This is a genomic window from Lactobacillus sp. WILCCON 0058 (genome assembly GCF_057198005.1).
In genome coordinates this window covers 608,323-621,954 of record NZ_JBUBHM010000001.1, presented here as the reverse complement: position 1 = coordinate 621,954, position 13,632 = coordinate 608,323, and the positions used below count along the sequence as shown (strand labels likewise).

Below are 13,632 nucleotides of genomic sequence, written 5' to 3'. Positions count from 1 at the left end.
TCGTTTATAAATTATAGCACAATGGCCCAGGCTGTGTCGCCCTATTCCAGCCAGCCGCCACTGACGTAAATCGTTTGCCCGGTCAGGTAGTCGCTTTCCGGATTCAGCAGGCAGTCGACCCAGTAGGCAATTTCCTTGGGCTTGGCCAAGTGGCCGGCTGGAATTTCTTCTGCCAGTTCCTTCAGGGTCTCCGGGGAAAACATGGCATTCATGGCTGTGTTGACCGCCCCTGGCGCCACGACGTTGACCGTAAAATGGCTGGCGGCAACCTCCCGGGCATAGGCCTGGGCAAAGCGGCTGATCCCACCTTTTGTGGCGCTGTAGACAGCTTCCATGGCGCTGCCCTGGCCCCCATAAACTGAGCCCAGGTAGACGATCCGGCTGTGTTCTTGCTTTAGGAGCTGGCCTTCCAGAAGCTTGGTCAGTTTGATTGGATTCTCCAAATTGACCTTGATGATCTGGTCGATGACCTGGGAGCTCTGGCTGCCCAGAAAGTCATAGTTGGTGATTCCTTGGGCAAAAACAACCGCGTTGACTGGCAAAAGTCCGCTGGCAAAAGCCCTAAGCTGGTCGTCGCCTGCTAAAAAGTCCAGCTTGATCGGCATGAAGTCCTGCAAGGGATGCTTTTCAGCCAATGCCTCAGCTAATTTGCTGGCCTCTTCCCAGTTGCTGTTGCAGTGCAAATACATCGACCAGCCAGACTCAGCCAGACGGGTGGCAATTGCTTGGCCAATGCCGCCGGTTGCCCCGAAAATCAATGCTCGCTTCATTCTTCCTCCCCCTCAAGCAGGCGGGCAGTGTTAATGCTGGCGCCCTTGCAAAGTTCCTGGCAATAAGCCCGGTAATCAGCAAAATTCATGGCCTGCATCTGCTCAACATTGGCAAACAGGTCTTCCTCATCCAGGCTTTCTTCGGCCATTTCCACGGCAAAGCCGGACAAATTGTCCAAGCTGCGCACGGTTTGGGCCAGCCAGCTTCTTTTATGAATCTCAAAGAGCTGCCGCATTGCCTTTTCCTGCTTTGGGGCAAAAAGACTGCCTGGCGCCAGTTCTTCTTTGATCTGGCTTAAAACAGTTTCTGCTTCCTGGCTCATCCCCAATAAGACCGCGTAGGCCCCTTGCCGGGTATAAGTCACGCTGATCTGAAGCGGCTGGCTGACCAGGCCGGCTTTTCTGGCACCGGCAAACCATTGGCTGGCGGCACCTAGCTTTGATTCTAGCATGATTTCCAGCAAAATTTGACTCATATCCCGACTTGCTAAGACTTTCTTAAAGTTTGGCAAAGGAATGGCTGCCGCAAACAGGGGCACTTCCCCGCCTGGCAAAACCCAGTCCTGGCCGCTTGATAAAAGCGGCACTAAGTCTGCTTCTTTTTGCGGGCTCCCGGGGCGCAGGTATTGGTCTGACAGTTTCTTGGCCTGGCGGAGAATAGTCTGAACCTGGTTGTCGGAAAAATCCCCGCAGGCAACAAAGGACATGCGGGAGGCTACATAGTTTTCGTCATAAGCCGCCTGGAGCTTTTCCTTGGTCACGCTGGCAATCGATTCCTTGGTCCCGGCCACGTCAATGGCCAAGTTGCAGTCTCCGTAGCTGCCCCGCAAAAGCTGGTCACCCAGGATCCAGTCAGGCTCATCCTGGTACATGGCCAGTTCCTGCTGGATGATGGGAATTTCTTTTTCCACATTCTCATCAGTAAAGTAAGGCTGGCCAACCAGCTTGAAGAGCAGGTCGATCATGGGGCCGACATTTTTTACCCCGCTGGCGTAGTACATGGTTTCATTGAAAGAGGTAAAGGCATTGACGCTGGCCCCCATTTTTTCAAATTCCAGGGACAAGTCGCCTTCTTCCGCGGCAAAAAGCTTGTGCTCCAAAAAGTGGGCCAGGCCGGCCACGGGCTGGGGATCAGCGCTGCCGAAGTCGACGATGATGCCGAAAAAGCGCTGGTTAAAGCCCTTGCGCCTGATCACCTGGGCCTTGAAGCCGGAAGGGAAGTCTTTTCTGATAATTTCTGGTTTGATCATTTTAATACATAGCTTTCATTCAGATACAGCTTCTTGGCAAAGTCGGCCAGCCGGCCGCTTGTCACCCGGCTGACGGCAGCCATCATGTCGAAGTCCTCGTAATCGGCATGAAGCTTGTAGCGGAGGTCTTTAGCCAAAAGCCAGCTGGCATGGTCCTGGTTGAGCAAGTGGCGGTTGGCCAGAGCCTGCCGGCTCTGCTTGAGCAGGCCCGGGTCAATCCGGCCGTCGGCCACCATCTGCATTTCCTTGCCGATGATCTGCCCGGCCAGGTCCAATTTGTCCGGGTCCAGACCGGCATTGACCAAAAAGAGGGCGTTGTCGGCATACCAGTTGCTTTCCACCGCGTAAGCCGCCCCGTTTTCTTCTCTTACCTTGCTGAAGAGCCGGGAAGACTGGTCGCCGGTCAAGTATTGGCGCAAAACTGTCCCGGTCGCCAAGTCCTGCAGGCTTGGCTGGCCCTTGTAGGCATAGCCCAGGAAAAGCTGGGCCTGCTGCTTAGCCTGCTTGTCTTCTTTCTCAATCCGCAAGTCAGGAGCCGGAATCAACAGATCCCGCTTGCCAAATTCCAAGGCCAGCCCCGGCCAGCCTTCTTCTTGCAGCTTTTTGGCTAAGAGCCGCTTGACCTGGCGGGCATCGTAGACATGGCCAAAGACGCAGCTGGCTTGAGTCTTGATAGCGTCAGCAAAGCGGCGGACATCCTGGCTAGTGGCGGCCTTAATATCTGCAATTGAGCCGATGAAGCTGGCCGCGTAATCTGGCTGATCCGCGTACCAGTTGTTGAAAAAAGCGCTTAAGGCCGCGTTGCTTGGCTCAGCCATGAGCTCCTGGTATTCTTCTTCCAGCTGCCTTTGGGCCAGCTGGACGGAATTTGGCGTAATCAAGGGTCTGGCTGCCAGGCCGGTAAAAGTTTCCGCTATCTGCCGGTAGTTGTAGTCCGGATCCAGGATTTCCTGGGGCTCAACGAAATTAGCCAGGTAGGAAATGATCATTTCCTTGCCAAAAAGCTGCACGACTGCTTCAAACTGGAAGGAATAGCGCTGCTGCAGTTCAAGCTGCTGGATGGCGGGATCTGGAAAAAGCTCGCTTTCGTTCATCTGCATGCGGCAGAGCAGGCTGGCCATGGCCATATTGTGCTTGGTTAGCGGCAAACGGACAAACAGGCCCAGGTTGCCGCTGGTAAATTTTTGATTGCTTTGAATGCTGATATTTTCTTCGTTCATTATTTTTATTCTTCTTGTCCTTCAGGCGGCAAAAGCACCTTGCGCGGCTTTGAGCCTTCTGGCGGGCCGACTACCCCGTGCTCTTCCAGCTCGTCAATCAGGCGGGCGGCCCGGTTGTAGCCGATTCTGAACCGCCGCTGCAGCATTGAGGTGCTGGCTGACTGCTGGCGGCGGACCAGGTCCACGGCCTGCTGGTAGTACTCGTCGTCAACGTCGTCATCGCCCTTTTCGTCATCATCCCCGGCCTGTGGAATCATTTCCTCATCATATTCAGCGCTTTGCTGGCCCTTGACCCAGTCAACGACAGCTTCCACTTCGTCGACGTCGATGTAGGCCCCTTGAATCCGTTCCGGCTTGGAAGCTCCGATCGGCAGATAGAGCATGTCCCCTCTGCCCAGCAATTTTTCAGCGCCGACTTGGTCCAAAATAGTCCGGGAGTCGACCCCACTGGAGACGGCAAAGGAAATTCTTGACGGCACATTGGCCTTGATCAAACCGGTAATGACGTCCACACTCGGTCTCTGGGTAGCCAGGATCATGTGAATGCCGGCAGCCCGGGCCATCTGGCCCAGACGGACGATGGAGTTTTCCACGTCGTGGCCGCCGACCATCATCAAGTCGCTCAATTCATCGACAACGACTAAGATATACGGCAAAGGCTCCATTACTGGCCGGCTGGCGTCCTGGTTGTTCTCAGCCACCTTGCGGTTGTATTCGCCCATGTTGCGGACGCTGCCGGCAGCAAAAAGCTTGTAGCGCCGCTCCATTTCGTCGACGACTTTTTTGAGGGCCTTGGAAGCCAGGCGGGAGTCAGTGACAACTGGGATCATCAAGTGGGGTACCCCGCTGTAAACAGACAGTTCGACCATCTTCGGGTCGATCAAAACCAGCTTGACTTCATCCGGCCGGGCCTTCATCAAAATGCTGGTCAAGATCGTGTTGATGGCCACGGACTTGCCGGACCCGGTTGACCCGGCTACCAGCAGGTGGGGCATCTTGGTCAAGTCAGCGCTGATGATCTGCCCGGTCACGTCCTTGCCTAAAGGCACCATCAAAGGATGGTCCTTGGCCTTTTGGTCCTGGTGCTCCATGGCGTCTTTAAAGGCCACGGACTGGGCCTTTTGGTTGGGCACTTCGATCCCGATATAAGGCTTGCCAGGAATCGGGGCTTCAATTCTGATATCCTTGGCGGCCAGGGCCAGAGCTAAATCATCGGCCAGGTTGACGATCCGGGAGACCTTGACCCCGACGGCTGGCTGGACTTCATAGCGGGTGATGGTCGGACCCAAGATGGCCTTTTTAACATTGACTTCCACCCCGAAGCTCTTGAAGGTTTCCTCCAAGATAGCCGTATTTTGCCCGATTTTATCCTTGTCGCTCGTCTGGTCGCTGGCTTGGACAGCCTTTAACAGAGACAGGGGCGGGAACTGGTAGTTGTCGTCATAGCTGACCGTGCCCTTGTCCAGTCCATGGTCAAGCTGCTGGTCAGCCAGAATCATTTTCTGGTCGTCTTCAGCCTGGCTGCGGGGCTTGGGCAGGTCATCCAGTTCCAGTGAATGGGTAACTGGCGGGTCAGGATGCTGCTCAGCCACCTGGATTTCCGGCAGGGAAGGCTTGGCTGCCTTCTTCTCTTGCTTCTCTTCTTTTGCTTTTTTCTCTGGCTTTGCGGGCCTAGCTTCTTCCTGGCTGGTCCCCCAAGGGTCGGTCAACTTCTCCCGGTTGTTGGGCTGACGCCTTTGCTGCTCTCTATACTCAGAGTACTTTTCCCTCAGCTGGCCGGCTCCGTCCTTGCTTTGCTGGATGAAGGCCCGGCTGATTTTTTGAAAAGCAGCGACCAGGTCACGGAATTTGACGTCAAAGAACATCAAGACCCCGCTGATTATGTTCAAAATTGCCAGGCACAGGCCTCCAATTTGACCTAAAAGCTGGTAGAAGATCCCGTACAAAAAGCTCCCGATCCAGCCCCCGCCGACACTGACAGTGACATTGGCCCGGGCTAATTCTTCAAAGATCACATTCTTGAAGGCCGGCAAAAATTCGCTGTGGATGCTTCTGATATTGAAAAAGCGGCTGGCCAGAATGTACAAAAGGCCCAGGTAAGCCAAAGTCAAGCCACTGGTCCGCTTAAAGCCAAAGCGGGGCGGCTGCCCGTAAATCAGCATGACCAGGCCCAAAATAGCCAGAAACGCGCCGCCCAAAAGGTAGCTGTCCCCAATCAAGAGCCGCAAGAGGTTGGCCAGCTGCTTGCCCAGCCAGCCAAAGCGCAATAACGCCAAAATGGCTACCAAGATCAAGACGATCCCGGTAACCACCCAGCTCAAAGATTCTTCTGTTTTCTTTTTATTCTTGTTTTTACGATTAGCCTGCCTTTTCTTTCGAGGCATTTTTTCACCTGCTCAATTCTTAGAAATTAGGTTCAAAGTCCAAGTTGATCGGTTCATCCAAGGCAACCTGGCTAACTTCGTAAGTCAAGGTTTCGATGTATTCAACCAGCGGCCGGCTGAGCAGACGGTAGGTTTCCTGGTCCAGGTCCTGGCCGTCGCCGTGGTAGCCTAAAAGCTGAACGACTTGGGTGTTGACCCCGCTGATTTCGATGATATTGTCTTCGTCTGGCGTAACGTCGTAGACAACGGCTACTTCGTAGTAGCCGCCTGCTTCACCGGCATCTTCAACACCGTCTTCGCCGGTAGCAACCACTTGGCGGATAGCTACGTTGACTTCGTTCTTTTCTTCTGGTTCGTCGAGCAGGTCATAGTGAAAGGCACGAACGATGATTGGGGTCTGCTTGTTAAATTCCATGATTTTACCTCATTAAATTTCTTTTTTAATCACTAATGCTTGGGCAAGTTCCGCTGGTAGCGGCCAGGACGGTTGTAGTCGTCCTTAAGCTTGTCGTTGTCATAGTGGTGGGACTTTTCCATGTGGGGAAAGCCTTGCTGGCGCAGGGCTTCAAAAATTACGATTGCCGCCGAATTGGACAAGTTGAAGGCCCGGATCTTGTCAGACATGGGGATGCGCAGGTTGCGGTCCTCATATTGCCGCATGAAGGTTTCCGGCAGGCCGGTCGTTTCCCGGCCAAAAACAAAGTAGTAGTCCTTGCTTTCGTCCGTGTAGTCAACGTCAGTGTAGGACTTGCTGGAGAACTTGGAGATCAAGTACATCTCGGCATTGTCCGGCAAAGAGGCCAGAAAGGCCCGCAGGTCGTCATGGCGGCGGATTTCGACTTCACCGCCGTAATCCAGAACGGCCCGCTTGAGGTGCTTGTCATCCAAGCAGAAGCCCAAGGGCTCGATCAAGTCCAAGACCGTGTTGGTTCCCGCGCAGGTTCTGGCAATATTGCCAGTATTGTCGGGAATTTCCGGCTCAAACAAAACAATATGGTTGGTCATTTATTTCCTTTCTTTTCTTCTTGTTCAGCCTGGCCTTCATCCTGGAAACTGTCGTCATACAGGTGGGAAACCTTCCGGTAGTACTGGTAGATATGGGTCAAGAGGATCTTCATCACCGCGTAGGCGGGAATCCCGCCGACCACGCCCCACAGGCCCCAGACTGAGCCCGCCCCCAGCATGACGATAATTGTCGTCGCCGGGTGCATCTTCAGCCGGTTACCGACAACCAGCGGACTGATGACCCGGGTTTCGATGATCTGCTCGATAAAGAAGACAGCCAGAACTTTCGCCACCATCGGCAAATTAGTTACTAAAGCAATGATCAAGGCCGGAATCAAACCAATAAAGGTCCCAAAGTAAGGGATCAGGTTCAAAAAGCCGGCGCAGATTGCCAGGGCTGCCCCGTAAGGCTCGCCGATAACCGTATAGCCGATGAAGAACATGATCCCTACGCAGATGGCCACGGAGACCTGGCCGATCACGTAAGAGGACACGGCCTGGTTGACTTCGTGGAGCAGGTTGCTGGTTGCCTGCTCCCAGCGCTGGGGAGCAAACTTGACCAGAAACGGCCGCAATTTGTGCCCGTCTTTCAGCATAAAGAAGAGCAAAAATGGTGCCGTGGCCAGGGTCGTGAAGACGGCCGTCGCCACGCTGACCGCGCTGGTCAAATTGCCCAGGGCACTGGAGACGGTTGATCCCATGCTTTTGCTAAAGTTCTTCTGCAAAGATGTCATCTGCTTTTGCAAAGAATCACGCAGGCCGCTGAACTTCGGGCTGTGCAGGAGGTCGTCAACCGCGTTGGTCGAATTCTTCCAAATTGATGGCCAGTTCTTGACCAAAGAATCAATCTGGCTCTGGACGACCGGGATCAAGGAATTGATTGCCCAAATCAAGAAGACCGTTACTATGGCAAAAATCACCAGGATGGTGACCGTCCGCGGCACCTTGAACTTCTCTTCCAGCTTGTCCACCAGCGGCTCCATCAGATAGTACTGGACCATGGCCACCAAGACTGGCGGCAGGATGGCGTTGATGAAGGTGTTGACCGGATTCAAGACAAAAGAGATCTTGTTGAAGACCAGCACGATCACCAGAGCCAAAAGCACGTTGATTAAGCCGACGCTGAAGCGGTTGTTGAGCACCCATTCCGTAAAGAGGCTCGTGTCTCTTTTCTTCATCAATCCAGCCTACAGGTGTTCGTAAACGATTTCGTCGTTGACTCTGAACTTAGGCATTTCCTGGTCTTCTGGCAAGTCCAGGTAGAGGGCGTTGGACATTGGCTTCTTTGGCAGCTTGTCAGTGAAAAAGAGGCTGGCGTGTTCCAAAGCCCGCAGGTTGCTGACCGCCATAGGGCCAACATAGTTGATCAAAAAGGTCGTTCCGTCGATGGTTACCGTGTCACCCTTTTTGAGCACGATCGCCTGGGCAGCCTGTTCATCGTCAAAGGCTTGAATGACGGAAACGTCCTGCAGTTCATCATTGGCCGTCTGGCCAAACAAAATTACAACGCGGTCTTTTTCGCTGATCGCGTTTGGTCCGATTTCTTTAATTGTAGATATCCATTTCATTTTTATCACCTGGTTAAATTCTAACATACTCCCTGCTAACTTAAAGCAAAGAAGGACAGAATTGTTAATTATTCTTTACGGACGACTATCTCTTATCGACATTTGCCAAAGATAAGCTTAATATTTAAACTAGACTTATTGTGGAGTAAATAAGGAGGTTTAAATTGCATATTTTAATTGGCGGCTACACCAAGCACGAGTCAGCCGGGATCTACCAGTTCGACTTTATCGGCTCCGGTGACCAAGCCCATCTGGAACAAAGAAGAAACGTCGTCGAAGTTGGCGGGCCAACCTATTTCCAAAAAGACGGCCAGTTCATTTTTACTATTAAGAATGAAAACGGCCAGGGGGGCATCGCGGCCTTTCAAAACGGCAAGCTGGTCAGCCAGCTGCTGCACGAAGGCTCTTCACCAGCCTACATCGGCATCAACAAGGAAAAGAAGCTGCTCTACACGGCCAACTACCACACTGGCGTCCTGGCCGTCATCAGCTATGATGACCAGGGCCAGCTGACCCTGCTTGACCAGGTCAAGCACGAAAACAAGGCTTTAGGGCCGCGGCCTGAACAAGCCGGCGCTCACCCACACTACTTTGACGAAACTCCGGGCGGGCACCTGGTTTCCTGCGATTTGGGCCAAGACAGAGTCGACTTCTACGGCTTTGACGGGCAAAAGCTTGAACATCTGGCCAGCTACCAAAATGAAGACGGCTTTGGTACCCGCCACCTGGCCTTTTCACCAGACGGCAAGTACTTCTACGTGGCCGGTGAATTGTCCAGCCAGGTCAACGTGGTCAAGTTTGACGAGGAAAACTGGATGTTCCGGTCCCTGGCAACCTATTCAACTATTCCGGAAAGCTGGGACCAGCATAACGGGGCAGCAGCCATCCGCCTGTCAAGTGACGGCAAGTTCCTTTACGTGTCCAACCGCGGCCACGACTCAATCGCTGTCTTTGCCGTTTTGCCAGACCAGGCCTTGAAGATGGTCCAGCGGGTGTCGACTTTTGGCGAATTCCCACGGGACTTCAACTGGGATGAAGAAGAAAAGTACGTCGTTGCCGCCAACCAAAACAGCAACAACGCCACCCTTTACCAACGGCAAAGTGATGGGACTTTGACCCCGCTGGAAAAGGACATCGCGGTCCCAGAAGGCACCAGAGTTTTATTTACCGATTAAGTTAGGAGTATTTTTTTAGTAACATGCTAGACATTTTCAAAGCCATCATTCTCGGCATCATCGAAGGGGTTACGGAATTTCTGCCGATCTCCTCAACTGGCCACCTCTACCTGGCCGACTACATCATCAAATTAGACCAGCCGACCAGCTTCATCAACATGTTTATGGTTGTCATCCAGCTGGGGGCCATCTTGAGCGTCATCGTAATTTACTTTAACAAGCTGAATCCTTTTGCCTCATCAAAAAGCAAGCGGGAAAAAGGACAGACTTGGCAGATCTGGTTCAAGGTCATCGTGGCCGTCCTGCCGTCAATCATCATCGGCCTACCGCTGAATGACTGGCTGGAAGAAAACATGACTTCCTGGCAGGTAATTTCCGCCACCTTGATCATTTACGGTGTCCTCTTCATCATCTTGGAAAACTACTACGCCAAGCGTCAGCCAAGCTTGACCGACTTAAACAAGATGAGCTACAAGACGGCTCTCTTGATTGGCTGCTTCCAGGTCTTGTCCATGATCCCGGGGACTTCCCGGTCCGGGGCAACCATCCTGGGGGCCATGCTGATCGGCTCAAGCCGCTACGTGGCAACTGAGTTCTCCTTCTTCCTGGCCATCCCGACCATGTTCGGGGCTTCACTTTTGAAGCTGGTCAAGTTCTTCAAGGCCGGCCACGTCTTTGTCGGCAACCAGCTGGCCATCCTCTTGGTCGGCATGGTCGTCTCCTTCATCGTGGCCTACCTGTCAATCAAGTTCCTGCTGAAGTACGTGCAGACCCACGATTTCAAGCCATTTGGCTGGTACCGGATTGTTTTGGGGATCATCGTCATCATCTGCGGTCTGGTCTTTGCGTAATACTTGTATTCACGCGAAAATATGCTATGATTATTGCTTAAGGATAGCAAGCTAGAGGACGGTGAATAAACATGTTAAGTTTGCTTTGCTTACTATTTATTTTGTGGCTCTGCTGGAAGATGGGCGTGGCCCTCTGGCGGGTTCTGATCTTTTTGATCGGGGTCGGCCTGGCCATTGCCTTGATCAGCTCAGTAGTTTTGCCGCTGCTGGCCATCTGTGCCCTTGGGGGCCTGGCCTGGGCAGTAATCTCAAACGCGTAAAAAATAGATACAGACAAATAACAAAAGGAGACAGGACTGCCTGTCTCCTTTTTTGGTATCTGGATTATTATTCTGCTTCCTGCTTGAGCTGGCGCCACAAGCCCTGCATGTCTTCCGGGTCTGGAATTTGGATTTCCCGCTCTTCCCCGCTGAAGGGGTTGGGAAAGGCCAGGTAGAAGCAGTTTAAGGCCTGGCGGGCAAAAGCATCCCTGGCCCCGTAAAGGTCGTCTCCATAAAGAACGTGGCCGATAGACGCCATGTGGATCCGGATCTGGTGGGTCCGGCCGGTCAATAGGCGGAGCTCAACTAGGCTGGCTCCTGGGACCTGGTCGATCACCCGGTATTCAGTCAAGGCCCTTTGCCCGTTCGGGTTGACCTCCCGCTTGACCGTGTCGCCCACCCGGGCCAGGGGCTTGTCGATCAAGCCGCTTAAATCTCCTTCAGCGAAGTTGCCATGTACGATTGCGTGGTACTTTTTGATAAAAGCATCCTTGCCCAGCTTGCTGAAGCGGTCATGGGCGATGGCGTTCTTGCCTAAGAGGACCAGGCCAGAAGTGTCCTGGTCCAGCCTGGTCACGATGTGGGGCTTGACATAGGCTGGGTTGACCCCTTGCTTTTCAAAATAAGCCAGCACCCGGTTGATCACCGCGTCTTCAGCATGAAAGCCGGAAGGAATCGATAATAGGCCAGCGGGCTTGTTGATTACCAAATAATCGGCCGTTTCTTCAACGACGGCCAGAGGCCGGCGGGAGACCTTCAGCCAGGGGTTGACTGGCTCTTGCCCCATCAAGAAGTGGACCACGTCCCCTTCTTTTAGCCGATAGCTCCCGTTTCTGCGGTGATGGTTGACCAGCATCATCCCGCCGTGGTTCTTGCAGTTGTTGACGGCCCGGCGGGAAAAGCCTTTTTTCAGCAAAAAATGACTCAGCTGGCCTGGGTCATTTTTCTCAACAATCATTTTGTATACTTGCACTATCTGTCACCAATGAAGGCGTCGTTGACCCGCTCCCAAAAATGGTGGTGGCCATACTGGTAAAAGCGAATCTCTTCCGCCGCTATTCTGTAATCTACTTTCTGCACATCGGTCAGGTTGATTCTTTCCCCATCGACGATTACAACCGCCCGGTCGGAAATCTTCGGCACGATGGTGATCCATTCATCCGGTGCGATAACAACGGGCGAGCCCACCGTCCGGAAGACCAGGTTGTTGATCGAAGCGATTTCCGTCAGCTGCAGGGCCTTGAGGCGGGGGTGGATCACCGCTCCGCCCAAGGACTTGCTGTAGGCCGTTGACCCGGTCGGAGTTGACACGCAGAGCCCGTCACCCCGGAAATTCTCAAAGCGCTCGCCCCCGAGCCAGACCTCAGCTTCCATGGTCTTGGAAATCCGCTTGATTGAGGCTTCGTTTAGGGCCAAAAAGCGCCGCTCCCCGCAGCTGGTGGTTACCTTCATGTCCAAAAGCGGGTAGCCCACCTCATTTTCTTCAACGGGGTGGCTGGCCAAGGCATCAACCAGCTTCTCCATGTCATAGTTCCGCCAGTCGGTATAAAAGCCTAAGTGGCCGGTGTGAATGCCGGCAAAGCAGACCTTGTCCAGCTGCTGCTTGTACTTGTGAAAGGCAGAGATCAAAGTCCCGTCACCGCCGACGGAAATTACCAGGTCGGGATGCTGCTGGTCCTGCAAAATGCCTTTTTCCGCGAGCAGCACCTGCAGGTGCCGGACCGCCACCTGGGTGGTCACGCGGTCATTGTGAACGATAGCTACTTTCATGACTTTTCCTTGCCCTTGTTCTTGGTGAAGATCTTCTGGGCTTCCTTGACCTCGTTTCTGATCGAGGACATCTCTTCATCCAGCTGGTAGGCCGCTTCCGCCGTCCGCTTGAGCCGCTCAGAAATATCTTCCGGGTAGGCCCCCTGGTACTTATAGTTCAAGGTGTGCTCTACCGTGGCCCAGAAGTTCATGGCCAAAGTCCGGATCTGGATTTCCGCCAAAAGGCGCTTGGACCCTTCTGGCAAATAAACCGTGTAGGCCACCACCATGTGGTAGGACCGGTAGCCGGACGGCTTGGCGTTTTGAATATAGTCGCGCTCTTCGACGACTTCCAGGTCGTCTCTGGCGTGAAGCAGGTCAACGACCCGGTAGATGTCGTCGACAAACTGGCACATGATCCGGATGCCGGCAATATCCTGCATGTCGGTTTCGATCACGTCCGGGCTGATGACCCGCCGCTGCATTTTCTCTTTAATGGAGTCGACCGTTTTCACCCGGCCAACCACGAATTCTATTGGTGAATGCTCTCCCTTGGTCAAGAAACTCTGCCGGAGAGCTCTGAATTTAACTTTTAGTTCATTTACGGCTTCATTGTATGGCCATAAAAAAGTATCCCAATCAGTAATCACAGACATTTTCCTTCCATCTCAAACAAATTCATTTTAACATAGATGTTAGCGAAAGCACCAACGCAAGCCTTTTAATTTTTATCTAACAAAGGAGTTATCAAAAATGAGCAAGAACCGCGAAATTGAAGCCAAAGTCGCCCTGGACCAGGCTAGCTACGATGCTATTACCAGCGCCTACCCGGTCAAGAGCGATTTCAAGCAGAGCAACCATTATTTTGACACCCCGGACTGGCAGCTGAAAAAAGACCACAGCGCCCTCAGAATCCGCTGCTTTAAAGACCGGGCCGAGGAAACCATCAAGGTCCCGGTCAAGAAGCTGCAGGAAACCTACCATGAAAGCCTGGAAATCAATGATGACTTGACCCTGCCTGAAGCCGAAGACTTTTTGAAAGAAGGCAAGCCGAGCCTAGTTGGCAATGTCGGCAAGTATCTTTTGGAGCATTACCCGGACAAAGCCGGTCAGCTGACCCTTTTTTCCTGGAGCAAGACCCGGCGGATCCTTTTGGACGGGCCGAAGGGCTGCGAGCTGACTTTAGACCAGACCAGCTACCCGGATGGCTACCAGGATTGGGAAATGGAAATTGAAAACGACTCCCCGGCTGCCATCAAGGAAGCCCTGGAAGAAATCAAGACCCGCTTTGCCTTGTCGGTCAAGTCAGCCAACAACATGAGCAAGATTGCCCGGGCCAGCCTGCATGCCAAGCAAAAATAGCCGTAAGCTTTTCTTTTGTTTTCAAGTAAAAGTTTTGT

General features: G+C 53.1%; 15 protein-coding genes. 4 read left to right on the top strand and 11 right to left on the bottom strand.

The features are described from left to right. Positions 1–41: 41 nt before the first annotated feature. Genes ymfI through ACYVUU_RS03025 form a run of 8 tightly spaced genes read right to left on the bottom strand, consistent with a single transcriptional unit; the run spans position 42 to position 8,197 of the window. Positions 42–770: an elongation factor P 5-aminopentanone reductase gene (ymfI, locus tag ACYVUU_RS03060; RefSeq protein WP_439775296.1), complete on the bottom strand. Its 729-nt coding sequence runs from the start codon at positions 768–770 to the stop codon at positions 42–44. Further along, positions 767–2,020, bottom strand: coding sequence for a M16 family metallopeptidase (locus ACYVUU_RS03055; RefSeq protein ID WP_484499911.1), 1,254 nt, complete (start codon positions 2,018–2,020; stop codon positions 767–769). The genes ymfI and ACYVUU_RS03055 overlap by 4 nt, the downstream gene beginning before the upstream one ends. Then, a complete protein-coding gene (locus tag ACYVUU_RS03050; protein ID WP_484499910.1) occupies positions 2,017–3,240 on the bottom strand; it encodes a M16 family metallopeptidase in 1,224 nt (407 codons plus the stop codon). Before ACYVUU_RS03050 ends, ACYVUU_RS03055 begins: the two co-directional genes overlap by 4 nt. 5 nt (positions 3,241–3,245) lie before the next feature. Further along, the gene (locus tag ACYVUU_RS03045; RefSeq protein WP_484499909.1) at positions 3,246–5,624 is read right to left on the bottom strand and encodes a DNA translocase FtsK; all 2,379 of its coding nucleotides are present in this window, start codon (positions 5,622–5,624) and stop codon (positions 3,246–3,248) included. Positions 5,625–5,643: 19 nt separating this feature from the next. Then, complete coding sequence (locus ACYVUU_RS03040) at positions 5,644–6,039, bottom strand: DUF1149 family protein (RefSeq protein WP_002877037.1); 396 nt, start codon at positions 6,037–6,039, stop codon at positions 5,644–5,646. Positions 6,040–6,071: 32 nt separating this feature from the next. Continuing rightward, entirely contained in the window at positions 6,072–6,629 is a 558-nt protein-coding gene (locus ACYVUU_RS03035; protein WP_484499908.1) for a tRNA (cytidine(34)-2'-O)-methyltransferase, read from the bottom strand. Further along, positions 6,626–7,807: an AI-2E family transporter gene (locus ACYVUU_RS03030; RefSeq protein WP_439775291.1), complete on the bottom strand. Its 1,182-nt coding sequence runs from the start codon at positions 7,805–7,807 to the stop codon at positions 6,626–6,628. Before ACYVUU_RS03030 ends, ACYVUU_RS03035 begins: the two co-directional genes overlap by 4 nt. A gap of 9 nt (positions 7,808–7,816) precedes the next feature. Further along, positions 7,817–8,197, bottom strand: coding sequence for a PTS glucitol/sorbitol transporter subunit IIA (locus tag ACYVUU_RS03025; RefSeq protein WP_439775290.1), 381 nt, complete (start codon positions 8,195–8,197; stop codon positions 7,817–7,819). A 164-nt stretch (positions 8,198–8,361) separates the two neighbouring features. Between ACYVUU_RS03025 and ACYVUU_RS03020 the strand changes: the two genes are divergently transcribed. The 3 genes from ACYVUU_RS03020 to ACYVUU_RS03010 all read left to right on the top strand — a co-directional run bounded on the left by ACYVUU_RS03020 (position 8,362) and on the right by ACYVUU_RS03010 (position 10,483). Beyond that, positions 8,362–9,372, top strand: coding sequence for a lactonase family protein (locus ACYVUU_RS03020; RefSeq protein ID WP_484499907.1), 1,011 nt, complete (start codon positions 8,362–8,364; stop codon positions 9,370–9,372). Positions 9,373–9,395: 23 nt separating this feature from the next. Beyond that, the gene (locus ACYVUU_RS03015; RefSeq protein ID WP_484499237.1) at positions 9,396–10,223 is read left to right on the top strand and encodes an undecaprenyl-diphosphate phosphatase; all 828 of its coding nucleotides are present in this window, start codon (positions 9,396–9,398) and stop codon (positions 10,221–10,223) included. A gap of 71 nt (positions 10,224–10,294) precedes the next feature. Continuing rightward, the gene (locus ACYVUU_RS03010) at positions 10,295–10,483 is read left to right on the top strand and encodes a hypothetical protein (RefSeq protein WP_484499906.1); all 189 of its coding nucleotides are present in this window, start codon (positions 10,295–10,297) and stop codon (positions 10,481–10,483) included. Between the two features lie 67 nt (positions 10,484–10,550). Here ACYVUU_RS03010 and ACYVUU_RS03005 read toward each other — a convergent pair whose 3' ends face one another. From ACYVUU_RS03005 to yjbM, 3 genes are read right to left on the bottom strand one after another with little or no spacing between them, the layout of a single operon-like run. Then, a complete protein-coding gene (locus tag ACYVUU_RS03005) occupies positions 10,551–11,441 on the bottom strand; it encodes an RluA family pseudouridine synthase (protein ID WP_439775057.1) in 891 nt (296 codons plus the stop codon). A gap of 14 nt (positions 11,442–11,455) precedes the next feature. Further along, complete coding sequence (locus tag ACYVUU_RS03000) at positions 11,456–12,253, bottom strand: NAD kinase (protein WP_439775058.1); 798 nt, start codon at positions 12,251–12,253, stop codon at positions 11,456–11,458. Beyond that, positions 12,250–12,882, bottom strand: coding sequence for a GTP diphosphokinase (yjbM, locus tag ACYVUU_RS02995; protein ID WP_412135955.1), 633 nt, complete (start codon positions 12,880–12,882; stop codon positions 12,250–12,252). Before yjbM ends, ACYVUU_RS03000 begins: the two co-directional genes overlap by 4 nt. 103 nt (positions 12,883–12,985) lie before the next feature. Between yjbM and ACYVUU_RS02990 the strand changes: the two genes are divergently transcribed. Further along, positions 12,986–13,594, top strand: a complete 609-nt coding sequence (locus tag ACYVUU_RS02990; RefSeq protein ID WP_484499905.1) for a CYTH domain-containing protein — start codon at positions 12,986–12,988, stop codon at positions 13,592–13,594. Positions 13,595–13,632 lie beyond the last annotated feature (38 nt).

Coding starts and splice junctions, on each gene's coding strand:
- ACYVUU_RS02990 (WP_484499905.1), top strand. CDS start 12,986: ATGAGCAAGAACCGCGAAATTGAAGCCAAAGTCGCCCTGGACCAGGCT.
- ACYVUU_RS03005 (WP_439775057.1), bottom strand. CDS start 11,441: ATGATTGTTGAGAAAAATGACCCAGGCCAGCTGAGTCATTTTTTGCTG.
- ACYVUU_RS03010 (WP_484499906.1), top strand. CDS start 10,295: ATGTTAAGTTTGCTTTGCTTACTATTTATTTTGTGGCTCTGCTGGAAG.
- ACYVUU_RS03030 (WP_439775291.1), bottom strand. CDS start 7,807: ATGAAGAAAAGAGACACGAGCCTCTTTACGGAATGGGTGCTCAACAAC.
- ACYVUU_RS03050 (WP_484499910.1), bottom strand. CDS start 3,240: ATGAACGAAGAAAATATCAGCATTCAAAGCAATCAAAAATTTACCAGC.
- ACYVUU_RS03035 (WP_484499908.1), bottom strand. CDS start 6,629: ATGACCAACCATATTGTTTTGTTTGAGCCGGAAATTCCCGACAATACT.
- ACYVUU_RS03040 (WP_002877037.1), bottom strand. CDS start 6,039: ATGGAATTTAACAAGCAGACCCCAATCATCGTTCGTGCCTTTCACTAT.
- ACYVUU_RS03055 (WP_484499911.1), bottom strand. CDS start 2,020: ATGATCAAACCAGAAATTATCAGAAAAGACTTCCCTTCCGGCTTCAAG.
- ACYVUU_RS03025 (WP_439775290.1), bottom strand. CDS start 8,197: ATGAAATGGATATCTACAATTAAAGAAATCGGACCAAACGCGATCAGC.
- ACYVUU_RS03000 (WP_439775058.1), bottom strand. CDS start 12,253: ATGAAAGTAGCTATCGTTCACAATGACCGCGTGACCACCCAGGTGGCG.
- ACYVUU_RS03015 (WP_484499237.1), top strand. CDS start 9,396: ATGCTAGACATTTTCAAAGCCATCATTCTCGGCATCATCGAAGGGGTT.
- ymfI (WP_439775296.1), bottom strand. CDS start 770: ATGAAGCGAGCATTGATTTTCGGGGCAACCGGCGGCATTGGCCAAGCA.
- ACYVUU_RS03045 (WP_484499909.1), bottom strand. CDS start 5,624: ATGCCTCGAAAGAAAAGGCAGGCTAATCGTAAAAACAAGAATAAAAAG.